This window comes from Chryseobacterium sp. CCNWLW53, assembly GCF_037083525.1.
Lineage (GTDB): Bacteria > Bacteroidota > Bacteroidia > Flavobacteriales > Weeksellaceae > Chryseobacterium > Chryseobacterium lathyri.
The window spans coordinates 369763-394625 of record NZ_JBAOJR010000002.1 but is presented as its reverse complement, the minus strand read 5'-3'; the positions used below and the strand labels follow the sequence as shown (position 1 = coordinate 394625).

Below are 24863 nucleotides of genomic sequence, written 5' to 3'. Positions count from 1 at the left end.
GATGAAAACAATATTGGTAAGTGTATTATCCGTATTTGCAGGAGTGTCATTGTTTGCTCAGACGACTTCCGCACTTCCGGGAATGGACAAATTTGTAAAGCCTAGATACAGAGTCATCGTCGACAATGATTTCAGTGGCGACCCGGATGGCTTGTTTCAGCTCGTTCATCAGATTCTTTCACCTTCCACAGAAATCAAAGGAATTATCGGTTCTCATTTAAAACCGGGGGATCCGTTTGATTCATCAAAAGTTACTGCTGAAAATGCAGTGAAAAAAGTCAACGAAACGTTGGAAGTAATGAATTTGAAAAACAGATTTTCAGTTTTCCAAGGTTCAAATGATCAGCTGAAAGACTTGAAAACGCCAAACATTTCCGAAGGTGCAAAAGCAATTGTTGCAGAAACAATGAAAGCGGATGAGAAAAATCCTTTGTTTGTGGTTTGTGGCGCAGGTTTGACGGAAGTGGCAAGTGCCTATTTAATGGAACCAAAAATCGCTGACAAAATTATTGTCGTTTGGATTGGCGGTCCGGAATATCCCGATTTAGCAACCCCTCCTCCCGGTTACAAGCCTTTGGAATACAATCTCGGAATCGACATCAGAGCAGCACAGGTTGTTTTTAACGAATCAAATCTTAATATCTGGCAGATTCCGAGGAATGCTTACCGACAAGCTTTGATGTCATATGGAGAACTTGTGACCAAAGTGAAGCCTGAAGGAAAAACAGGAGCTTATCTTACCAAGAAAATCGAAGATTTAATGGAAAGAACGCAGAAATTCAATCTGTTAATTGGTGAAACTTATATTATGGGAGACAGTCCGTTGGTGTTACTTACAGCTTTACAGTCTTCGTTTGAAGCTGATTCGTCTTCAAGTTCGTATGTCGTCAAAAATGCTCCAAAAATTAATGATAACGGACTTTACGAATACAATCCTAAAGGAAGAAACATCAGAGTGTATACGCAACTTGATACACGAATGATGTTCGCAGATTTCTATACAAAAATTAAAATGTTCAATACTAAAAGATAAAAATTATGAAGAAGAATGTATCTACATTGATCAGACTTTCTCAGAAAGCAAAATATTCAGGTTTATTCCTGGCTTTATTCGCAGCATCACCTTATGCAAAAGCTCAAAATAACAATCTAACCGTAAAAGTTAACGGAAAAACATTTAAAGATTCCAACAAAAACGGAAAATTAGATGTTTGGGAAGATACAAGGCTTTCGGTGGACAAAAGAATTGATGCCATCATCAAACAAATGACCAACGAAGAAAAAGTAAACCTTCTGATTGGAACAGGAATGCCCGGAATTGAAGTTCTGACAGGACCTGTCGGAGACTCAAAGCAAGGTTTGGTTCCCGGTGCAGCAGGTGGAACAGCTAATTTCGACAGGTTCGGAATTCCCGCTACCGTTGTGGCAGACGGACCTGCAGGTTTGAGAATTGCCCCGACCAGGGAAAATGATTCCAGAACGTATTATGCAACGGCATTTCCTGTGGGAACTGCTTTAGCTTCAACCTGGAATAAAACACTTTTGGAGCAGGTTGGAAAAGCAATGGGAAATGAAGTGAAAGAATACGGTGTGGACGTACTTTTAGCACCAGCCCTGAATATCCAGCGAAACCCCTTGAACGGAAGAAACTTCGAATATTATTCGGAAGACCCTTTAGTTTCCGGAAAAACAGCCGCCTCTATCGTGAACGGAATCCAGTCTCAAGGTGTAGGAACATCCATCAAACATTTTGCTGCGAATAATGAGGAAACGAACCGTTTGACCATCAACGCTCACGTTTCAGAAAGAGCAATGCGGGAATTGTATCTGAGAAATTTTGAAATCGCCGTTAAAGAATCTCAGCCCTGGACGGTAATGTCTTCTTACAATAAAGTGAATGGTATTTATACATCAGATTCAAAAGATTTACTGACTCAGGTTTTGAGAAACGAATGGGGCTTTAAAGGAATTGTGATGACCGACTGGTTTGGTGGTTTCCCCGGATTTGAATCCATTAGAAACGGAGGCATTTCCGATGTTGTAAAACAGATAAATGCAGGTAACGACCTTTTGATGCCGGGAATTCCCACACAGAAAAAAGTGTTGCTGGAAGCTTTAAATTCAGGGATATTATCTCAGCAGGTGGCCGACCTCAACGTGAGAAGAATCCTGGAATATGTCTTCAAAACTCCCACTTTTGCGCAATATGAATACAATGATAGACCCAACTTAGTTGAACATGCAGAAGTAACAAGAAACGCAGCAACAGAAGGTATGGTTTTGCTTAAAAATGAACAAAATACTTTACCTTTTGCAGGCAAGCAGAAAGAAGTTTCATTATTCGGAGTGACTTCTTATGCGTGGATTACAGGCGGGACAGGAAGCGGAAGTGTGAACAACAAGCACACTGTTTCTTTATTGGAAGGATTGAATACGGCCGGTTATAAATTAGACAAAGAATTGGTTGATTTATATAAGCCCTTTGCTGAAAAAGAAGTCACTGCCGAAAAAGAAAGAAGGAAAGCAAGAGGAATTTTAGCACTTCCTGAAAGACTTCCCGAAATAAAACTGGATGATATATTCTATGCTAAAAAAGCGGAAACTTCTGAAATCGCTTTTGTGACGTTGGGAAGAAACTCAGGAGAAGGTGGTGACAGAGTGGTGAATGATGATTTCAATTTAGCCGCTGAAGAAATCGAAATGCTGGATAAAATCTCCAAAGCCTTCCATGCAAAGGGGAAGAAAGTTGTCGTGATTTTGAATATCGGTGGTGTTATTGAAACCGCTTCCTGGAAAGATAAAGTGGATGCCATTCTTTTGGCTTGGCAACCGGGACAGGAAGGCGGACATTCTGTTGCGGATGTTATTTCTGGAAAGGTGAATCCATCAGGAAAACTGACGATGACTTTCCCTGTGAATTATGCAGACCACGCTTCGGCTAAGAATTTCCCGGGAGTTCCCGCAGACAATCCGAAAGATGTTACGTATCAGGAAGGTGTATATGTAGGTTACCGTTATTTCAGTACGTTTGGTGTAAAACCTTCGTATGAATTCGGGTATGGAAAATCTTATACAGATTTTGCTTATTCAGATATTAAAACCAGTTCCAAGACTTTTAATAATAAATTGGAAGTAACTGTTGATGTAAAAAATACAGGAAAAATTGCAGGAAAGGAAGTGGTCGAACTGTATCTGTCTGCTCCCGGAAAAAATGTCGACAAACCAAAATCCGAGCTTAAAGCATACACGAAAACCAGAGAACTTAAGCCGGGAGAATCACAAAGGGTTACTATGACATTGGACCCGAAAGATTTGGCTTCATTTGAAACCGCAAAATCTGCCTGGATTGCAGAAGCCGGAAATTACAAAGTGTCAGTCGGTGCATCTTCTTTGGACATCAAACAGACGGCAGAATTTTCTGTTCCGAAAGAACTGGTGGTTGAAAAAGTGCAGCATATCCTTCCATCGGATCAAAAGTTTGAAGATCTGAAACCTAAAAAATAAAATAACCAGCTACTATTGGATCGTACAATTTGATTACCCGACCTAAGGTTAAATAATTTTCGGAAAATAGCGACAATGTTTAATTTTTTAATTGACAAAGATGAGCTCTATAATTCCTGTCTAATTTGACTCAATCAAACCAAATCATCGACAAAAGTGTTTGAAGATACACTCGTCTCGCTCACACAGCCAAATGGCGCCAACTAAAGACAGTTGGCGCCATTTTATTTATTTCCTATTATCAAAGTATTATTATACACATACTTCTCCATTTAAACAGAAAACTTAGTATCAATATAAATCTTAATTTAAAGATTGGCAGAGCAAATACTTCAACTAATTAACATTATTTTTACTAAGCTAAGCAAATTGTACAATTAATTACCTTATAACCTAATTTTGGTAATAATTTACTTAAATGTAACAGTTAGATTTGTGGAACTAGCTCACTACCATATTCGTATTTACTTGCCATTTTGCTTAACCAATTCCAGATGCTGAAGGAAGAAAAATCTGCACCTACTTATAGTTATTTATGGCAAATATTAAATCAATTTCAAAATAATAAAAAAAGAAAGAATTAATTTCTAAACAATCAAAAAGTTTATATTCAACAACCTGTAACATTGCACTTCTGTAGTACCTGACCTTCTCTGCTACCATAACGATAAACCGTGATTCCTTTAAGTCCGTATTTATAGGCAGTTTTATAAATATCTGAAATATCCTGTATGCTAGTCTTTTGAGGGAGGTTAATGGTTTTAGAAACTGCATTGTCAGTATATTTTTGAAATGCTTTTTGATGTAATAAATGATATTGCCACGGAATATCTAAACCTGTCTTAAAAACAGCTGCTATTTTCTTAGGAATAGTTTTCAATCCATTTAAACTTCCAGTTTCTATAACGACCTGCTCCATTTCTTTATTCCATAAATCCAAGTCTTTCATTTTTTGAATAAATACAGCATTGATTTCAGTTTGGATTTTACCTTCTAAAATACCCATTCGTCTGTAAGCCAAAGCGAATAAAGGTTCTATTGAATAAGAAGTATTCGCAATAACTGAAATAGTTCCAGTGGGCGCAATACTGTTGCAGGTTGCATTTCTCATCTTTCTGTTGGAAGCTCCGAATTTACTGAGTTCCCAGCCTGGAAAAGAACCTCGTTCCCATGCCAGTTTTTCTGAAGCATCATAGCTTTCTTTCTGAAAAAACTTCATGAGTTTTTCTGCCAATACCAAGGCTCTTTTAGATGCATATGGAATATTTAACAGAATAAGCAATTCCGCCCAGCCCATTATCCCTAATCCTATCCTTCGGGAATGTAAAGTAGTGATCTTAATTTCGGGAAGTGGATAATGATTGAGTGTAATGACATTATCCAGAAAACGGATTCCAATATGAATAATCCTGGATAATTCATTCCAGTTTATTTCATATTTCCCGTTATTACATATTGTTATTCTTGAAAGATTAACGGAGCCCAAATTGCAGCTTTCATTATCAAATAAGGGAACTTCTCCGCAAGGATTAGTTGCCATTATCCTGCCCAGATCAGGTGTAGTATTGGAATTGTTGATGGCATCGAGAAAAATCAATCCAGGATCACCCGTTTTCCAGGCTTCCTGTACAATCAATTCCCAGAGTGATTTTGCAGATATGATCCGTATTACTTTTTGAGTATGTGGATTAATGAGCTGCCAATCCGAATCCTCTTCTACTGCCTTCATAAAAGCATTGCTGATCCCTACCGAAAGATTAAAGTTTTCTATAGATTTCTTATCCGATTTTGACATGATGAATTCTTCGATATCCGGATGGTCAACATTTAGGATTCCCATATTAGCTCCCCTTCTTTTACCTCCCTGTTTTACATATTCAGTGGCAGCATCGTAAATTTTCATAAAAGAAACAGGACCGCAAGATTCTCCCTTGCTAGAACTTATCAGATCTCCTTTATGGCGAAGAGCTGAAAAATTAAATCCGGTACCTCCTCCACTTTGATGAATTAATGCCGCATTTTTAAGGGTTGTAAAAATACTTTCCAAACTATCTTCTATCGGTAATACAAAACAAGCGCTTAATTGTGCGTGATCACAGCCAGCATTCATAAGTGTGGGAGAATTAGGCAGAAATTTCAGTTCACTCATTACTTTATAGAAAGCTTGGCTCCATTTGGCGGTATCTTTTTTTTCGCAACCGGAAATATATTTTGCAACCCTTTTGAAGAGGGCATCTGGAGTTTCTATTACCACACCTTCATCATTTTTCAGAAGATAACGGTCTTCCAGAATTTGTATGGCATTTTTGGCAAGAAGTTCCATAAAGTAAATTTTAAATCAATTAAACGATATTATCCTATATCTCAACAGACCACCTCTATATCTTTTACCAAAATTTTAGCAGGTATTTTCAAATCTGTTTGAATTTTAACCCGTAATGCCTCCAATGCGGAAGGCTCACCATGTACCAGCATGATTTGTCGAGGAGGATTCTTATATTTTCTTATCCACTCTATCAGTTCAGATTGATCTGCATGGGCAGACAACCCTGTTAATTCTACTATTTTTGCTTTCACCGGATAATATTTTCCGTGAATTTTTAACTCATGAGATTCATTAAGCAATGCTCTTCCACGAGTTCCTTCTGCTTGAAATCCAACAATCATTACTGTATTCCGGCTATTTCCTATATCATGCTTTAAATATTCAAGCACACGTCCTCCTGTCAGCATACCGCTTCCTGCAATAATTATTTTACTTTGCTTATCATGAACGATTTCCGCAGTATTTGCATATTCTCTATTAATATTAACATGCTCAATAATTTCCAACCATTTATCCTGATCTACAGTAGTATACTCAGCATATTCAACCATAATATCAGTGGCTGAAGCTGCCATAGGGCTATCCATTATTATTGGAAGGTTATGGGGTATTCTGTTTTGTTCCTTGAGCCGATAAAGAATATAAATAAGCTCCTGTGCTCTGCCAACGGCAAAACTTGGAATAATTATATTGCCATGGTTTTTAACAGTATGATTGATCCAATGCGCCAAACTATCATACAAATTGGTATTGTCATGAAGCCTGTCTCCGTAAGTTGATTCCATCACCAAAAAATCAGCTTTAGTGAAAAAATCAGGTGGTGGAAGAATAGCACTGTGGCTACGCCCGATATCTCCTGAAAAAATAATAGTTTTATCAAAGCATACAATTTCTACTGAGCAAGCTCCAATGATATGACCACAGGACTTGAATCTGCACTGTATGTGATTACTTAATTGTATGCTGGTATTTTCCTTAACAGTAAAAAATTGTTTAAAAGATTTTTCAGCATCATTTATCGTGTATAGGGGTTTTGCAGGATTATGCCTGGTATAGTGATGATAGTTTGCTTTTTCTGCATCCTCTTCCTGTAATTTTGCACTGTCAAGCAAGATTAATTTTGTCAGTTCCCTCGTGGGTTCTGTCATATAAATTTTACCTTTAAATCCGTTTTTTACAAGCAGGGGAATATATCCGCAATGATCCAGATGGGCATGGGTAAGAATGACAACATCGAGTTCTGCTAAATCGACACTTAAAGATTCCCAGTTTTGTTCACGAAGCGCTTTTAAGCCTTGAAACAATCCACAATCAATTAATAGGGTAAGCTCGGAAGTTTTTAGTAAATGCTTGGATCCGGTAACTGTTCCCGCTCCTCCAAGGGATTTTATAATCATAGTATCCATCTCTTTATTTTTATAAACCTGTTGCTCATTTGAAAATGATCTTGATCAAAAGATATTGGAATACATTTTCAAACGAATAACAGGTTTTATGAGTTAATAGTGAAAAAAATCAACGTATTTTAATCTCTTTTACTTCTCTTTTATCCAGATTAGCTTTACTGATCGTAATATTTAACAATCCGTTTTTATAATTGGCTTTTATATGACCCAAAGTGATGTTTTCCGGTAAATGGAAACTGCGGGAAAATGAGGTAGCAGAAAACTCTTTTCTCACAAAATTTTCCTTTTCTTCTTTTTTCTCTACACTCTTTTCAGCACTGATAACCAGTGATCCGTTTTCCACTGCTACCTTAAAATCTTTTTTCTTAAATCCGGGAGCTGATACTTTAAGCTTATAAACCCCATTCCTGTCAATGATATTAATGGTCGGTTCCATTTTCATGGATTCATCTAAAAAACCGTCCTTATTCCAGAAATCTTCTATCACACTAACCAGTGGAGATTGATTGGTTTTTTCTAAAGTTTTCATAATAAAAATTATTTTAGTTTGATACTCCCAAAGGTATTAGTGAAACAGCAGCCAGACCATGATTTCAGTTAGGTTTTCATATGATCCTGGTCACTTTTTTCCCAGCCATCTAAGGTTTCAATGATCAAGGAAGCAGCCATTCTAGAATCAGAACATTTAATAATATGGTATTGTATTCCAGAATTTTTAATAATGGATAAATCAATAAAAAACTCTTCCTTCGATTTTAAAATAAGGTATGGAATTCCCAATGAAATAAGTTTCAGGATAAAACTATGTGAAAGTTGATTTTCCTGACTCATGATAATGACAGCATCTTTTGCCTCTGCAAAATGAACTGTATTTTCGTTCAAAGGATCTGTTATTATGGTAATCTTGTGTATTTTACGATTAGCCAACGCAAGAAGTTCTTTTTCTTCTTGATTTATATTATAAACTATCGCTTTCATAATGTCTTTTGAATAATCAAATGTATTGAACCCATTATAACTATTCAATGTATAAAATCATTATAAAAAGTGACAGATATTAGTTTTTTAATTTTTGAAGACGTGAAACATCAAGTATCGTAATCCTGCCCGCATTTCTATCTATTAAATTTTCTTCTTTAAAATCACTGAGAATTCTGCTTACCGTTTCAATTGCCATTCCTGCCATAGAAGCAAGGTTTTCCCTGGAAATCTCGAAATTTTCAGTATCTTTATATTTACCATGCAGTTTAAGCAGTACCTCTGCCATTCTTTTTCTTACTGAAAAATAGGCAAGCTGCAATAACTGCTCCTCATGACTAATAACATTTCCGGCAAGAATTTTAACAAATTTTTCTGCTACATCAGGATATTTGGAAAACATTTGATCAATAACTTCTCTGGGAACTGAACATAGGGTAGCATCTTCCAGAACTTCCGCAGTTTCCTTGTACTCTTTTCCTGCAAACAATGAAGTAATGCCAAAATAATCTTCAGCACCATATACTCCTGTCATCAATTCCTTTCCATCTTCTGTCATTTTTGTTGTTTTTACAGAACCGGATATCATTAGATATACTGTACTTGCTGCATCTCCTTCATAATATATAACCTGCTTTTTTTTAAAAGACTTAATTTTCCTTTCATTAAATGCTTTTTGCAACTCATCAAGTCCGTGTGATGCCTGAAATAAATTGGTAATTTGCGTAAGATTGGAACTATAAATACTTCTCTGGCGTTCCCTTTTTTTCAAACGGCTTTCTATGGCACTCAGTAGTTCTATATCATCATAAGGTTTTGTAAGATAATCATCTGCTCCCATTTCTATCCCTTTTCTTATTTCTATCCTATCCGCTTTTGCCGTTATGAAAATAAATGGAATGAGTGCAGTATCCTCTCTTTTACTCAAAAGGTGCAGTACACCGTAGCCATCAAGCTCCGGCATCATAATATCACACAGTATGATATCCGGGATATGTTTTATGGCCAGATCTACGCCTTGTTTACCGTTGGAAGCCTGATATACTTCGTAGCTGGCAAGCTCAAGGATCTCAGAAGTACTTTCACGAATGTCCTCGTTATCCTCAATGATCAATATCTGTGTTTTTTTCATCTCAACTCAATTGAAATATTATTATAAATTTTTAGGAAATGATAAAGTAAACTCAGTTCCTTTACCGAATGTACTTTCAAAATGTATTCTGCCATCCATAAGATTGACATACCGATGCACAATATTGAGGCCTAGACCTGTTCCGGGAATATTACCTGTATTATGAGCCCGGAAAAATGGCTGAAAAAGAGCCGAATGATCTTCTTCAGGTATTCCTATTCCATTATCCTTTACTGAAAACAGATATTGATTTTCTTTTATTTCTGTGGAAAATTCAATCAGTGTATGTTCTCCGGAATATTTTATAGCATTGCTCATCAGGTTCATCAGACAATTCTTTAACAGGTTTTGATCCAAATTTATTTCGCTTTCTGATCCTGTGTGCTGATAAATTATGATTTGGTCTTCTTTGGTGATAAGCTGCATTTCTTCTGTAAGTTCTTCTGAAAACTTGATGACATCAAATAGGCAATGATTGGGATGTACAATCCCTGCTTCCAGCTTTTCCAATGAAAGAAAATCATTGAGAATACCGTTTAGACTCCCAATAGCTGTTTTGATTTTATGAAGGTGCTTTACGATCTGGAGACTGTCCGAAACCTGAAGGTATTTCTCTATTAAAATAACTGACAGCTGCATGGAACTTAAAGGAGTACGAAACTCATGAGATGCCATTGATACGAAACGGCTTTTCATACGGTTGAGTTCTTTTTCTTTTTCCAGCGATACATTCGCTTCGTTCTTTGCCTCTTCCAACTCATACAGCATTTTTTTAAGCGATTTTGTACGGTCTTCGACTAATTCTTCAAGCTCAATCGTATAATTTTTAAGAAACTCTTCCGCTTCCTTTTCTTTGGATAGATCATGGATAAATCCAGTGTAAATAATCCGTTCCTGATACTGAACCTCACTTACAGCAAGCCTGAAAGGAAACTGTGTGCCATCTTTTCTTAATCCTTTTACTTCTCTTCCTTTTCCAATAATCTTTTTTTGACCGGTAGTCTGATAATTGAGTAGATAACCATCATGCCGGCTTCTGTCTGGTTCCGGCATTAACACTGAAATATTTTTTCCGATTAATTCTTCTTCTTTATAGCCAAATATTTTTAATGCAGAGGGATTCAGGCTTTCTATTCTCCCTCTGTCATCAATGGTTATAATACCGTCAATAGCCGTTTCAATAATGGCTTGCAACAGTTTGGCACTTTCCATAGTTATCGTATTATGCAGCCATATAAAGTTATAAATTTTAGCATAAAAAACATACCTAAACTATGAAAAATGTTCGCATATTCAACATTATATGTATTTTAGACAACCATTTCTAATAATTAACTTCAACTATTTAAAAATGAACATGGCCATTTTCAGGAATGGTTAATAATGGAATTTCTAATTCTGAAGCCTGTCTTGTGGCATGACTTCCAAGAAATAGTCTTTTGAAAAAACTTTTATCATGATGTCCCATCACAAGCATATCAATGTCTTTATGTTTTAATATTTCCAAACCGTAATCTATATTTTCACTGTATATACAGTTGTAGCAAATTTTACCATTCAGGTTCTTTAAAAACACTTCTTTTTTATGATCATAATCCGTATCCTGGATCACATCATTATTGCTCTGAATAATATGGGTAATTAAAAGTTCAGCATCAAAGTATTTGGCAAATTCAATTAATAATTGAGCTGTTTTTATATCTTTTTTATTCAGATCTGTAGCGAAAGCAATCTTCTTCAGACCATTATATTTATGGCCTAACGGAATTAAAAGAAGTGGATACTTTGTGTTTTCGATCATCTTTATGCTGTTGCTCCCGAAAACAAAACGGGTAAGCATCCCTGCTCCCTGCATGCCCATAACAATAAGGAGCGGTTTTTTATCGGCTGCCATATTGTTGATCACAGAAACTGCATCACCTCCCTCACATCCATAATATATTGAAGGATGAAAAGGAAAAGCTTCATCTCCCCATACAACTTTTTCTCTGTCTTCCAGCGCCTTTGCCAACTTTTTAAGCTCTTTTATATTTTCTTCCTGTAAAGCTGGATATTCATATAAAGACCAGGCGGTCTGCCCAAGCATTGGACTTTCAACCGGTAAGCCAAAGGCATGGCATAAATCGATATTGGACTTCAGGGCGTTGGCTAGATGCAGGGCATAAAAGGCAGCATTTTTCGCTGGCTTTGAGTAATCTGTGGATACTAATATTGTTCTCATAATCTGATTATTTATTTGGGTTAAATTTATTTTCTAATGAATCATCTAAATGGTAAATATCTTTATATAATACAGGCTTTCCATCTATTATAAGACAGGTCAGGTAGGTTATAATGATGGGAACAGGTTGCTTCAGAACAAAATCTTTTCTTTTATACTCTCCCATTGCATTTTCCAAAACAGGAATCTTGTTTGCAGAACCATCATTTTTTAACATAAGAGATGCGAGTTCTTTAGCGTTCTCAACACGAATGCACCCGTGGCTCAAAGCTCTTTCCTCTTTATTAAACAATTGTTTCTGAGAAGTATCATGGAGATATATTCCATAAGAGTTTTCAAATCTAAAAACCACTGCTCCTAATGCATTATCACAACCGGATGATTGTCTGACACTATATCGATGAGGATTTTGACGGATCTCTTTTAATTTTGATGAACTTATTTCAACCTGATTTCCGTTCCTATCATAAACTGAATAATGATGGTTCTCTAAATATTGAGGATTTTTTAAGATTTTAGGCAGCATTTCTTTTACGAAAATACTTTGGGGAACTTTCCAGTCTGGGGCTGTTGTAAAATAATTAATTTTGCTTTCCAGAACCGGAGTTTTGGTGGTCGGTTTTCCTATAATTACTTTAAAATCAGATACAATTTCTTTTTGATGAAATTCTAATGCGTAAGAAGGAATATTTATTAAAATATACGGGATACTTTGGTTATTAATCCATCTGAGACGTTCCATATTAATGATGATTTTCTGTATTTCCGTTTGGGGTGCTATACAGTCATTTTCTGCATAAAGGGTATTCAAATAGTTCTGGAAGTCCATATAAGCTTTTATTTTAGGCTGAACCTCAAGGACTGTCTTGAGAAAGTCTTTCTGCTGCCTTGCATTTATTAGTATATCCTCAGATCGAAATCCATTCATATCATTGGAATCAATATAAGATGAATCATACAAAGGGTTGTATTTTCCCAAATGCAGATTATTGATGAAAGTAATAAGAGCATCCGTCATCAGAATGTCGAACAAAGCTTTCTCCTCTTGATTTGTTCCAGCAGGAGTATCTCGCAATTTTCTTAATTTCTGAAGAGAAATAGCATCCCAATGATAATCAGATAAAGACAGTCCAAATCGATAGGAATATTCCAATAATAACATTGCAATTTCAGACTGATCTGATCTTTGTGCAGTTATCCATGCATATTCAGAATTATTTCTGGCATAAAACCTAATGACCGATTTGGAGTAATGCAGTTTTGAGAGCGTAACATTGTCTTTAAGTAAAGAAGTAATCTCCTGCGTTGTTTTTAAATCCTGAGCTTGTGTGATTATTGCAAAGCAAAGAATAATAGTGAATGTTAAAAAAGCTTTCATAATCTGAAATTTATACCACAAATTTCCAAATTACCTTACTGCCAAATAATGACTGCCATCACTAAAAATAATGATACAGCTATACTTTAATCTATCTTTTATCAAAGCTCCCCAAATAAGTACTATAAGTAAATTGATTTAGAGTTTTATGCCTCTAAGAGGTTGAATCAGTGAACTGACCAGCATCATTTTTCACAGTGATGCGTGTCATATTATTTCCGATTCTGTTTTAGGACCTTTGGGATGAACTAATAATAAAATACAATCATGAAAAAATCACACTATTATAGGATAATCCTTTTTACAGCATTGGCATGTACAGTATTTCTCAATTCCTGCAGCTCCACTCATATAGCAAGCAGCTGGCGGGATCCGGATAAACAGATCCATCCTACAGATTGGAAAAAAGTACTGGTGGTGGCACTATTAAGAAATGAAACTAATCGCCGCAGTGCCGAAGATGAAATGGCGAAATACCTCGATGGAAAAGGCATCACTTCTTACAGTTATCTGGATGAAAATTTTAACAGAAAGGATGAACAGGCTTTACGGAGTAAAATAAAAAAAGACGGTTTTGATGCTGCTATAACGATGCGTTTGATTGATGTGGATAAAGAAAAGGTATATACTCCCCAGCAATATTATATGTACCCTATGTATTATAATGATTTCATCACCTATTACTACAGAAACTGGATGTATTATAATATTCCAGGCTACTATACTATCACTAAAAAATTTATTATTGAAACTATAATTTATTCCATTAAGGATGATAAAATAATATGGTCAGGAATTACAGAAACGTATGATCCGAAGGGAGTAAAAAGACTAACGAACGAAATTGCCCGGGCTCTTCGTAATAAAATGCAGCAGGAAGGATTTATTGAAAAATAATTACTATCAAATAAATAACAATCTGCTATGATCAATGTAAAAAAAGAAGGCATTATCCTGGAAAAGACCGACCATGGATTTGAGAGCTCAGGAGTTTTGAATCCTGCCGTTTTACGTGAAAATGATTCTGTTCACTTATTTTACAGAGCAGTGAGCAAAGACAATTATTCAAGTATTGGTTATTGTCAGTTAAAAACACCAATAACAATTGAAAGCCGAATGGAAATACCACTTCTTTATCCACAATATAATTATGAAAAGAAAGGGGTGGAAGACCCACGAATTGTAAAAATTGATGATCTGTATTACCTCACCTATACTGCTTACGACGGCATCAATGCCTTAGGTGCATTAGCTACATCAAAAGATTTGGTGACATGGGAAAAAAGAGGGCTGATTGTGCCGCAGTATTCCTATGAAGAATTTAAGTTTTTAGCGGAATCTAAAGGCGAATTAAATGAAAAGTACTTTCGTTTCAACGGGAAATATATAGTCTCAAAAAAACTCGAAAAAAAAGTATTGGTTTGGGATAAAAATGTAATACTCTTTCCAAGGCGGATTAATGGTAAGCTTTATTTTTTACATCGGATAAAACCTGATATTCAAGTTGTTTCTGTTTATGATTTGAATGAGCTTACCCATAATTTTTGGGATAACTTTCTTCTGATGTTCAGCGATCACATTCTCATTTCATCAAAATATGACCATGAAGTAAGTTATGTGGGAGGTGGATGCCCTCCCATTGAAACAGAAAAAGGCTGGCTGCTGATCTATCATGGAGTTCATGATACCGTTGATGGCTACGTATATTGTGTTTGTGCAGCATTATTAGATTTAGAAGATCCTACCCGCGAAATAGCCCGATTACCGTACCCATTGTTTCAACCTGAATACGATTATGAGCTGCACGGAAACGTTAACAATATTTGCTTTCCTACTGGAACATTGGTTTGTGAGGATACACTATATATCTATTACGGAGCAGCGGACGAACATGTTGCCTGCGCTTCGGTGTCTTTTTCGGAATTACTGAAAGAATTAACAACTTATAAAAACTTATCCCATGAAAAATAAATTAAATAGAAGAAAAAGACTGCTTAGACAACTCCCTTCAAAACTTATCCCAAAAAAAATACCTCAACTGCTGATGATCAGTACTTTTCCACCCAGAGAATGTGGCATTGCAACCTACACGCAAGATCTTATCCAGGCAATCAATAACAAATTCAAAGAATCCTTTGATATTAAAATATGTGCATTGGAAAATGGAAAGCATGATTATGATGAGAATGTTAATTATATTTTAGAAACACAAAACCCTCATTCCTATTACAGATTAATCCGGGATATTAATGCCTCCGATCGAATTGAATTAATCGTTCTTCAGCACGAGTTCGGTTTGTTTAGAGGCAATGAAAAAGAATTATTAATGCTCCTAGAATCTGTAGAGAAAACTTCTGTAGTGGTATTCCATACCGTTTTGCCGAAACCGGATAGGGAAACACAACAATATATTCGGAGCATCGCTGAAATTACCAATATGTTAATCGTAATGACTCAGGCTGCTAAAAAAATATTAGAGGATGATTATCTTATAGCAAAAGATAAAATTACCGTTATACCACACGGTACGCACCTCGTAGAAAATTATGATAAAAATATTCTAAAAGAAAAATACGGTTACCAGCACAGAAAAATACTTTCAACCTTTGGTTTATTGAGTTCAGGGAAAAGCATAGAAACAACACTAAAAGCTCTGCCTTCCGTTATTAAACAGCACCCTGAAACCCTATTTCTTATTATCGGGAAAACCCATCCGTGTGTTGTACAGCAGGAAGGTGAAAAGTACAGACAGTATTTAGAATTATTAATTGATGAATTAGAGTTATCTGCAAATGTAGCTTTCGTTAATGAATATTTAGACCTTGATATTTTACTGGAATATCTGCAGCTGACGGACGTTTATCTGTTCACATCCAAAGATCCCAATCAGGCAGTAAGCGGTACATTTTCCTACGCCATCAGTTGTGGTTGTCCTATTATCTCCACCCCTATTCCACATGCTCTGGAAGTATTGGAAAAGGGATCAGGTATGATTATCGATTTTAATGATTCTTCTCAACTCGCCCAAAAAGTAACTACTTTATTGGATGATGAGAATTTGAGAAATCAAATTAGATTAAACGGTTTGCATCAGATGGCTCCGACAGCCTGGGAAAATTCTGCAATAGCTCATGTTCAGCTTTTTAAAAATATTTCAAATTCCAATTTGAATATTCAATATAAAATGCCCGAAATCAATTTGAATCATTTAAGAAAAATGACAACTGATTTTGGTGTTATTCAATTCTCAAATATAAATTATCCTGATACAGAGTCGGGATACACATTAGATGATAATGCCAGAGCATTGATCGCAATGTGCCAATTTTATAGAATTTATAAAAGAAAAAATGATCTGAATTACATCAATATCTATTTTTATTTTATACTATTTACTTTTCAAGAAGAAGAAGGCCGTTTTTTTAATTATGTTGATGTTAAAAAACAATTTACCGAGCAAAACGACAGCTGCAACCTTGAAGATTCTTTTGGCAGAGCAATATGGGCATTGGGATACTTGATTTCGATGCAGGATAGTATCCCGTCAGAATTAATTATTAAAGCAAAGAAACTGTTTAATAAAGTTATTTTGCAAGCCGAATATATCCACTCAACCAGAGCAATGGCATTTATCATTAAAGGATTGTATTTTGCAGATACCAAAAATAACGATCTCTTAAACATTAACCTTATAGAACAACTTGCCGATCGTCTGGTTCAAATGTATCAACATGAAACCGATGATGAGTGGCAATGGTACGAAAGTTATCTCACATATGCCAACAGTGCGGTTCCGGAAGCTATGCTTTTTGCATGGTTAAGTGTCCATAAACCAATATATCGATCAGTTGCTTTGGCTTCTTTTGATTTTCTACTGTCAAAAATATTCTCAGATAATTCTATAAAAGTAATTTCCAATAAAGGCTGGAGGCATAATGGCCAGGAAATTAATCCGGATCATAAAGGTGGCGAACAGCCCATTGATGTTGCCTATACTATTATCGCACTTAATGAATTCTACAGCAATTTTAAAATTAAAGAGTATAAATACAAGATGATCACTGCTTTTAGTTGGTTTTTAGGTAATAACCACTTAAACCAGATTGTATATAATCCTTGTACCGGTGGTTGCTACGACGGTGTAGAAGACAGCTACATTAATCTCAATCAAGGCGCTGAATCTACCATCAGTTATTTAATGGCAAGGCTAACCATGGAAAAATCTGATATATCAGCAGAAAAACATCCGCAAAAAACAATACAAAGTCACTTCAGTAAAAAAATGATATAAGAATTTGATGCAATTATAAAATTCTTCCAATTAACAAACTTTAAACATTTATTAATCCAAAAAAAAAATTAAAATGAAAACAAACTCAAGATTACAAAAGGATGTTCAAGATGCCATTAAATGGGAGCCTTTATTAGATGCTGCGGAAATTGGCGTGATCGCAAAAGATGGTGTAGTTTCCCTTACCGGCATAGTGGACAGTTATGCAAAAAAAGTTGAGGCAGAAAATGCAGCAAAAAAAGTTGGCGGGGTTAAAGCAATAGTTGAAAATATTGAAGTAAAGCTTCCAAGTTCATGGACAAAAGCTGATGCCGAAGTCGCAAAAGAAGTATTGGACGCCTTAAAATCCAATTATTCTATTCCTAATGACAAAATAATGATAAAAGTTGAGGATGGCTGGGTTACTTTAGAAGGTGAATTACCTTGGCATTACCAAAAAGAAGAGGTAGAAAGGGCAGTAAAATATCTTACCGGTGTAAAGGGCTTGATCGACAAAATTAAAGTCAAATCAGAATTAGACGATGCAATACAAAAAAAAGATATTGAAGATGCACTGAAAAGAAGCTCAATTTATGATAGTGAAATTAAAGTATCTGTTTTAGGAACTACAGCAACTTTAACCGGAACAGCAAATTCTTTATATCAAAAAGAAGAGGCAGGCCGCATTGCCTGGAAAACTCGTGGTATATGGAATGTAAAAAATGAATTAGAAGTTAACTATGAGTATGATTTTTATTAATCTCTGATTAATTTTTGACCTGTGGAGGGTAGTTTTTTCCACAGGTCAATTATCAGTTCATATAAATTATAGTAAAAAAAATTAGTAAAATCTATTTATTAAATAAATCTGAACTCATGAGAAAATTAGAAAATAAAGTAGCCATTGTAACCGGCGGTGCTGGAAGCGTAGGAAAAATTACAGCTAAACTATTTTTAGAACAGTGAGGAAAAGTAATGCTGGTTAATAACAGTCAATTCATTACAGTACCACTCGAATAATTGATGAAAAAATGTATGCTGAATAACAATACAATACCCTTACAGTCTAATAAAAACGGTAAAAATCAATTAATTATGAAAATACAAATAGGAATAGCAAACAATCACCGCCAGGCAATCGCCGATCACCTCATAAAAATATTGGCAGATGAAAACGTTTTGTATATAAAAACAAAAAATGCCCACTGGAATGTTGAAGGAGCTGACTATCATGACAAACATATTTTTTTTGAAACTCAATGGAAACAATTGGACAATATCATAAACAGTATTGCAGAAAGAATACGTTCTCTCGGTCATTATGTTCCGGCAAATCTACAATCGTACTCAGGGTCAACTCATTTTACAGAACAAAATGGGGAAAGACATAACGGCCAGGCTTTTATTACAGAATTGTTACAAGACCATGAAAGTCTTATTCTTATACTTTGTGAATATACCATGAGCTGTAAGGATGACTTACACGACATAGTAACAAGTCATTTTATGACTCGTCTCTTAGAAGTACATCAGAAAATGGCTTGGTTTTTACGTTCATATATAATAGAATAAATCAGCAAACAAAAATTGGAGCCGACTATGATATATCATTCTTGACTAACAGTTATTTCCAAATTTCATCAAATAAGTGCTTTGCATTTTCTCTTGTAAAAAGTCCTGTTCCTTCGGTCATTGTAGTGGCAGATCCACAAGCGATTCCCATGGAAAGGACTTCTTTATAATCTCCTCCTTTTACCAAAACAGAAATCATTCCTGCAACCATGGTGTCTCCGGCACCAACAGTGCTTTTCACTTCTACAGGCGGTGCCTCAATCCTAATTTTTTCGCTTGCTGAAAATAAAACAGCTCCCTGAGAACCCAATGACACTACTACAACCTCAGCTTTACCCTGCGAAATGATAAGCTGGGCAGCTTGATCTACATCAGTTTCTTCCAGCTTTTCTTTTCCCACTAAAAAGGCAAGTTCCCCAATATTCGGTTTTAATAAAAACACACCCTCTTCTACAGCTGTTTTCAGAGCTTCTCCTGATGTATCGATAATTATCTTACTTCCCTTTGACTTATACATATTAACAAGTTTTCTTATAAAATCCGGATTTGTTTCTGTTGGTAAACTACCGCTGATGACGACAAAGTCCGGACAAGCATTTACTGTAGACAAACTGCTTAGAATATCTTTTTGTTGTTTCTGTGTCAGCTGTTCTCCAGGAAACCCAAACCTGTACTGCTTATTGCTGGAGATATCCAAAACAATAAAATTCTCCCGGGTTTCTGAAGTAACATGGAAGGGGAATATATTCAGCTGTTCGGCTTTAAGCAATTCTTCCAGCAATCCGCCGGTTCTTCCTCCTGAAATAAAAAAAATATCTGAAGTTATCCCCAATCTTTTCAGGGCTCTGGATACATTAATCCCTCCTCCTCCCGGTTCATATTTAGGAGAATCACAACGTAATTTTTTTTCAGGAATGATGTTTTGAACAATGCTGCTCTTGTCTACCGCCGGGTTCAAGGTTATTGTTAAAATAGTCTTGTCCATTTTTATTAATTATTTTTTAATGCTATATGCTTTCATATTTATCCAAATTTCAATAATAAAATACAGACCGCCAAATATTTACTCTGATTAGTATCATGATTCACTGTGATGTTAGTCATGTTATATTCTGCGAAGTTTCTGGAACTTTGAAATATAAAATTGTATCAAAAATGAAAACGAATGCAGAATTACAAAAAGATGTTCAGGATGCCATTCAATGGGAGCCTTTGCTTCATTCAGCAGAAATTGGTGTTATTGTAAACAACGGAATTGTTTCCCTTACGGGTAATGTGGACAGTTATGCAAAAAAACTACAGGCTGAACATGCCGCAAAAAATGTTTTGGGAGTAAAGGTTTTGGTAGAAGATATCGAAGTAAAATTACCAGATCCCCGGTCAAAAACCGATGTCGAAATTGCCAGTGAAATTATAGCTGCATTTAATGCGAACTCATTTATTCCACAAGAAAAAATAACAGTAAAAGTAGAAGACGGCTGGATAGATCTGGATGGTGAAGTATCTTGGGAGTACTTGAGGGAAATTACAGAAAATGCCGTTAAGTATCTTCCCGGCGTCAAAGGTATTTACAATAATATTACCATTAACCCCGAAATCCGGGACACTGTTGAAAAAAGTGATATTGAAAAGGCACTTGACAGAAGCTCGATCGATAACAGTGAAATTAGCGTGTCCGTATCCGGAACAACTGCCACATTAACAGGGACGGTACATACCTGGCATCAAAAGGAGGAAGCTGGTCGTATTGCCTGGAAAACACCTGGTATACAGGATGTGAAAAATAAGTTAGAAGTAGATTATGAGTATGATTTGTAACTAATAGGTCTGTGCCTCATTTCTAAACATTACAAACCGCCGGTTTTTATCAATCCGCTTAAGACTTTTTTCATATAAATCATCAATACAGTGCACTGGAATATTTTAAATGCAACATCGTGAAAACCTATTTTAAAAAAAACCTTAGCATTGCAGGCAATGTAGCTTTATTCTCGGGGCGCTTTTTTAAAGAAATTTTCAAACCGGGATTTGAGTTTAAGGAATTTATTCGACAATGTTTTGTTGTTGGTTATCAGTCATTGCCTCTGGTAACGATAACAGCCTTTATCATGGGATTGGTACTCACTATACAGTCACGTCCGGCTATGGCAAGGTTCGGGGCAGAGTCCATGATACCTGGTATGGTTTCTCTGTCATTAATAAGGGAGATTGCACCTGTTATTACAGCTTTGATTTGTGCAGGAAGAGTTTCCTCAGGAATTGGAGCAGAACTAGGTTCTATGAAAGTAACGGAACAAATTGATGCCATGGAGGTTTCAGCGATCAACCCTTATCGGTATCTGGTGGTAACCAGAACCCTTGCTACGACATTAATGCTTCCTGTTTTAGTATTATATGCCGATCTGATTGGGATTATGGGTGGCTTTATCGGCATCAATATGCACAGCGAAAGCAATATTGAACATTATTTCTCTCATGTATTTCAATCGTTAGAATATGAAGATATTCTACCAGCTATTATTAAAACCTTCTTTTTCGGATTTTTTATCGGAATTATTGGTTGCTATGAAGGATTTAATGCTTCGGGAGGCACTAAAAGTGTAGGTAAAGCGGCAAATTCAGCCGTAGTTTCAGCATCATTGATCATTTTTATCATTGATCTTATAGCCGTACAGATAACCGACTTGTTTTTTGAATTATGATGGAAAATAGGGAAAACTTTACAGGCGAGTATAGTGAATCACAAAACTGCGAAACATTGATAGAATTTAAAAATGTTTACAAATCATATGGCAGTAATAAAGTACTGAACGGCATCAGCTTTGCCGTTAAAAAAGGAGAAAATCTGGTCATTTTAGGAAAATCAGGCTCTGGGAAGTCTGTTGCTGTTAAATGCCTTGTAGGTCTCACAAAAGTTGATAAAGGAGAAATATTAATATCAGGAAAAGATATAACAAAATTGGATGAGGAAGAACTCAACCAGATTCGAATGAAAATCGGTTTTTTATTCCAAAACGGAGCTTTATATGACTCTATGACAGTCAGGCAGAATTTAGTCTTTACATTGCAGCACAATAATAAAATGCTCACCGAGCAAGAAATAGAAACTGCTGTTAAAGAAGCATTACAAAATGTAGGACTGGAGGAAGCGATTGACCTATTGCCGGCAGAGCTCTCCGGAGGAATGAGAAAGAGAATCGGGCTGGCCAGAGCATTAATCATTAAACCTGAAATTATCATTTATGATGAGCCAACCGGAGGTTTAGATACCATCACAGCCCGTGAAATTATAGGGCTCATTCGAAATATCAAATTAAAATACAATACCTCATCCATTATCATCACACACGATTTAACCTGTGCAAAATATACTGGTGACAGAATCATCGTCCTGAAGGATGGTCTCATTAAAGCTGAAGGCAGCTATAAAGACATAGAGCATAATGCTGATGATTGGGTAAGATCTTTTTTTGAGAAATAAATAAATCAGTCATGAACAACGAGTCATCAAACAACTGGAAATTGGGAATTTTTGTCACCGCTGGCATCCTTCTTTTCATAATAATCATCTACTTTATTGGTGTCAACAGAAATTTATTTGGCTCTAATTTCGTTCTTCGCTCAGAATTTAAAAATGTCAGCGGATTAAAGCAGGGCAGTAATGTCCGTCTTTCTGGTATTAACATAGGAACGGTCAGTAAAATAGATTTTATTTCAGATTCATTGGTTTCAGTAAAATTATTAATCAGAAAGGATGTACAAAAATACATTAAAACTGACGCAGTTGCCAGTATAACATCAGATGGGTTAATGGGTGATAAAATTCTTATTATTTCTCCCGGCACCACCTCCACTACCATTGTGAAAGATAATGATATAATTGCTTCTTATAAAACTATTGAAATAGATGATCTATTTTCAAGTGTAAAACAAAGTGCCGACAACGCCAAAGCAATTACCGATGAGCTTGTTGAGTTCACCAGTAAAATGAATAACAAGAATAGTGTATTGACAAAAATAATGACGAATAAAGATTTTGCCTCCAGAATTGACAGAACTGTAGAAAATCTGCAACTAAGTTCCAAAGAACTGGCAAAATTCACCCCCATTCTGAATAATAAAAATGGAATTGCATCAAAAATTTTTACCGATAAGAAATGGTCAGATAATATTGAAAACAGCATTTCTAATCTACGGAACAGCTCCCATGAAATCAGTCTATTCACCAAAAAACTAAATGATAAAAACAATGTATTTTCTCAATTATCTTCCGACGATTCTTTAGCTCTTTCAATCGAAAAGACACTGCGCAATCTTGAAAAAAGCTCTGATGACCTTATTCAGTTTACTTCGAAAATAAATAATGATGAGAATGTACTATCAAAACTTACTAACGATCCTAAACTTGGCAAGTCTGTAGATTCTACCATCGTTAATATTGAAAAAGGTGTCGGGGAATTGAGAGAAATAGAAGCCGCCGCAAAAAATAATTTTTTGCTGAGAGGTTATTTCAATAAAAAGAAAAAAGAAACCGAAAAACAAAAAAGATAATTGTTGTTAATTAATTCAAAACTGATTTATTTATTCGGACCGCCATGCCAACCTACTACAAAACTCACAGAAAAGAAATCGGACTGGTCATTGGGCTTTTACTAAGTTTGTTGAGCTTTATAACCAATCCTTTTATATTATCCCATCATGCCAATCAAGTTCTCTCTATTATTATCCTTATGATTGTCTGGTGGATATTTGAAGCGGTGCCTATAGCTGTTACCGCTTTAATACCCATTGTATTATTTCCTGCTTTGGGTATTTCTTCCATAAAAGAAGTCGCACAAAGCTATGCAGATCCAGTCGTTTTTTTATTTATGGGAGGTTTCTTCATTGCAATAGCCATCGAGAAATGGAATCTTCACAAAAGAATAGCTCTGGGAATTATAAGAATTACAGGAACCAATGGAAATCATATCATCCTTGGCTTTATTATGGCAACAGGTTTGCTCAGTTTATGGCTCAGTAATACTGCGACAACTATGATGATGTATCCTTTGGCCGTATCGGTCATCCAGGTCGTTCAGAATCACAATAAAAATGAAAAAAATACACAAAACTTTTCTTTAGCGCTCCTTCTTTCCATAGCGTATGCCTCCAACTTTGCTTTAGGTACCGTCATTGCTACCCCTCCAAATGTAGCATATGTGGGGTATATTAAAGACAGATTTAATTATACCATCAGCTTCTCTGACTGGATGGTGCTGTTTTTGCCGCTGACTTTGGTTTTGTTATTAATGCTTTACGGCGTACTTGTCAAAATAATGCATCCCAATAATATCCAACACAATGATGAGGCCTCAGACACAATAAAAAAATCCCAACATCAATTGGGAACAATAAGCAGACCCGAAGTACGAGTCCTGCTGATTTTCATTTTTACTGTTTTATTATGGATTTCAAAAGATCTGGTGAACAAATGGCAAATTTTTGTAACATTGGACGATACGGTTATTGCCCTATTGAGTGCCGTTCTTTTATTCATAATCCCATCAGGCAATAAGAAAAACAGAAAACCTGAAAGATTACTGGTTTGGCGCGATACTCAAAAGATGGCATGGGATATCCTGCTGCTATTTGGAGGAGGGATCGCATTGGCCAATGCTCTTGAGATATCACAATTAGCCAATGAGTTCGCCAACGGACTGGCTTACATTACTACAGGTAATCTGCTTTTAGTTATAATAATTATATCTGCCATCTCCATATTTTTAAGTGAAGTGATCAGCAATCTGGCTTTAGTGATGATCCTTTCACCCGTTGTGACTACCCTAGCCCTATCTTTACACATTGATCCCCTACTACTTGGAATTCCAATGACATTAAGTGCAAGTTGCTCATCTATGCTTCCTATGGGAACTCCTCCAAATGCAATAATCTTTGCAAGAGGCAACATAAAAATTCAGACGATGATGAAAACAGGATTTGTACTTAATATCATTTGTATCATCATCATTTCGTTGGTATGCTGGTTCTTTATCCCCATGATGCCAGGTATGAAATTATAAAACCAAAAGATCTTATT

The 24863-nt window shown here is 35.8% G+C and carries 21 protein-coding genes; 12 read left to right on the top strand and 9 right to left on the bottom strand.

From position 1 onward, the window contains the following. Position 1 precedes the first annotated feature (1 nt). Positions 2-1033, top strand: coding sequence for a nucleoside hydrolase (locus tag V6R96_RS06745; RefSeq protein WP_336378440.1), 1032 nt, complete (start codon positions 2-4; stop codon positions 1031-1033). 5 nt (positions 1034-1038) lie between these two features. Then, on the top strand, positions 1039-3504 hold the full coding sequence (locus V6R96_RS06740; RefSeq protein ID WP_336378439.1) for a glycoside hydrolase family 3 N-terminal domain-containing protein: 2466 nt from the start codon (positions 1039-1041) through the stop codon (positions 3502-3504). Positions 3505-4114: 610 nt separating this feature from the next. Here the strand turns inward: V6R96_RS06740 and V6R96_RS06735 are convergent. From V6R96_RS06735 to V6R96_RS06700, 8 genes are all read right to left on the bottom strand, one after another. Next, positions 4115-5827: an adenosylcobalamin-dependent ribonucleoside-diphosphate reductase gene (locus V6R96_RS06735; protein ID WP_336378438.1), complete on the bottom strand. Its 1713-nt coding sequence runs from the start codon at positions 5825-5827 to the stop codon at positions 4115-4117. Positions 5828-5868: 41 nt separating this feature from the next. Further along, a complete protein-coding gene (locus V6R96_RS06730) occupies positions 5869-7236 on the bottom strand; it encodes an MBL fold metallo-hydrolase (protein ID WP_336378437.1) in 1368 nt (455 codons plus the stop codon). A gap of 109 nt (positions 7237-7345) precedes the next feature. Then, entirely contained in the window at positions 7346-7765 is a 420-nt protein-coding gene (locus V6R96_RS06725; RefSeq protein ID WP_336378436.1) for an Hsp20/alpha crystallin family protein, read from the bottom strand. A gap of 68 nt (positions 7766-7833) precedes the next feature. Next, positions 7834-8214, bottom strand: coding sequence for a hypothetical protein (locus tag V6R96_RS06720; protein ID WP_336378435.1), 381 nt, complete (start codon positions 8212-8214; stop codon positions 7834-7836). A 79-nt stretch (positions 8215-8293) separates the two neighbouring features. Beyond that, a complete protein-coding gene (locus V6R96_RS06715) occupies positions 8294-9346 on the bottom strand; it encodes a response regulator (RefSeq protein WP_336378434.1) in 1053 nt (350 codons plus the stop codon). 21 nt (positions 9347-9367) lie between these two features. Next, positions 9368-10558, bottom strand: a complete 1191-nt coding sequence (locus V6R96_RS06710) for a PAS domain-containing sensor histidine kinase (RefSeq protein ID WP_336378433.1) — start codon at positions 10556-10558, stop codon at positions 9368-9370. A gap of 133 nt (positions 10559-10691) precedes the next feature. After that, positions 10692-11567: a universal stress protein gene (locus tag V6R96_RS06705; RefSeq protein ID WP_336378432.1), complete on the bottom strand. Its 876-nt coding sequence runs from the start codon at positions 11565-11567 to the stop codon at positions 10692-10694. Between the two features lie 7 nt (positions 11568-11574). Next, positions 11575-12945: a L,D-transpeptidase family protein gene (locus V6R96_RS06700; RefSeq protein ID WP_336378431.1), complete on the bottom strand. Its 1371-nt coding sequence runs from the start codon at positions 12943-12945 to the stop codon at positions 11575-11577. A gap of 267 nt (positions 12946-13212) precedes the next feature. Here V6R96_RS06700 and V6R96_RS06695 point away from each other — a divergent pair, with 267 nt between their 5' ends. The 5 genes from V6R96_RS06695 to V6R96_RS06675 all read left to right on the top strand — a co-directional run bounded on the left by V6R96_RS06695 (position 13213) and on the right by V6R96_RS06675 (position 18787). Then, positions 13213-13842 (top strand): hypothetical protein, encoded by a 630-nt coding sequence (locus V6R96_RS06695; protein ID WP_336378430.1) that lies wholly within the window; start codon positions 13213-13215, stop codon positions 13840-13842. Positions 13843-13869: 27 nt separating this feature from the next. After that, positions 13870-14916, top strand: coding sequence for a pesticidal protein Cry7Aa (locus V6R96_RS06690; protein WP_336378429.1), 1047 nt, complete (start codon positions 13870-13872; stop codon positions 14914-14916). Continuing rightward, entirely contained in the window at positions 14906-17236 is a 2331-nt protein-coding gene (locus tag V6R96_RS06685) for a glycosyltransferase (protein WP_336378428.1), read from the top strand. Before V6R96_RS06690 ends, V6R96_RS06685 begins: the two co-directional genes overlap by 11 nt. Before the next feature lie 73 nt (positions 17237-17309). After that, positions 17310-17975 (top strand): BON domain-containing protein, encoded by a 666-nt coding sequence (locus V6R96_RS06680; RefSeq protein WP_336378427.1) that lies wholly within the window; start codon positions 17310-17312, stop codon positions 17973-17975. A gap of 335 nt (positions 17976-18310) precedes the next feature. Then, positions 18311-18787: a DNA starvation/stationary phase protection protein gene (locus tag V6R96_RS06675; protein ID WP_336378426.1), complete on the top strand. Its 477-nt coding sequence runs from the start codon at positions 18311-18313 to the stop codon at positions 18785-18787. A 52-nt stretch (positions 18788-18839) separates the two neighbouring features. Here V6R96_RS06675 and V6R96_RS06670 read toward each other — a convergent pair whose 3' ends face one another. Then, positions 18840-19772 (bottom strand): 1-phosphofructokinase family hexose kinase, encoded by a 933-nt coding sequence (locus V6R96_RS06670; protein WP_336378425.1) that lies wholly within the window; start codon positions 19770-19772, stop codon positions 18840-18842. A 170-nt stretch (positions 19773-19942) separates the two neighbouring features. On the opposite strand from V6R96_RS06670, the gene V6R96_RS06665 reads away from it, so the two are divergent. The 5 genes from V6R96_RS06665 to V6R96_RS06645 all read left to right on the top strand — a co-directional run bounded on the left by V6R96_RS06665 (position 19943) and on the right by V6R96_RS06645 (position 24846). Continuing rightward, positions 19943-20605: a BON domain-containing protein gene (locus V6R96_RS06665; protein ID WP_336378424.1), complete on the top strand. Its 663-nt coding sequence runs from the start codon at positions 19943-19945 to the stop codon at positions 20603-20605. A 119-nt stretch (positions 20606-20724) separates the two neighbouring features. Continuing rightward, on the top strand, positions 20725-21489 hold the full coding sequence (locus V6R96_RS06660) for an ABC transporter permease (RefSeq protein WP_336378423.1): 765 nt from the start codon (positions 20725-20727) through the stop codon (positions 21487-21489). After that, complete coding sequence (locus tag V6R96_RS06655; RefSeq protein ID WP_407934749.1) at positions 21489-22268, top strand: ABC transporter ATP-binding protein; 780 nt, start codon at positions 21489-21491, stop codon at positions 22266-22268. Before V6R96_RS06660 ends, V6R96_RS06655 begins: the two co-directional genes overlap by 1 nt. Positions 22269-22279: 11 nt before the next feature. Then, positions 22280-23338: an MlaD family protein gene (locus V6R96_RS06650; RefSeq protein ID WP_336378421.1), complete on the top strand. Its 1059-nt coding sequence runs from the start codon at positions 22280-22282 to the stop codon at positions 23336-23338. Between the two features lie 44 nt (positions 23339-23382). Continuing rightward, the gene (locus V6R96_RS06645) at positions 23383-24846 is read left to right on the top strand and encodes a DASS family sodium-coupled anion symporter (RefSeq protein ID WP_336378420.1); all 1464 of its coding nucleotides are present in this window, start codon (positions 23383-23385) and stop codon (positions 24844-24846) included. Positions 24847-24863: the final 17 nt, after the last annotated feature.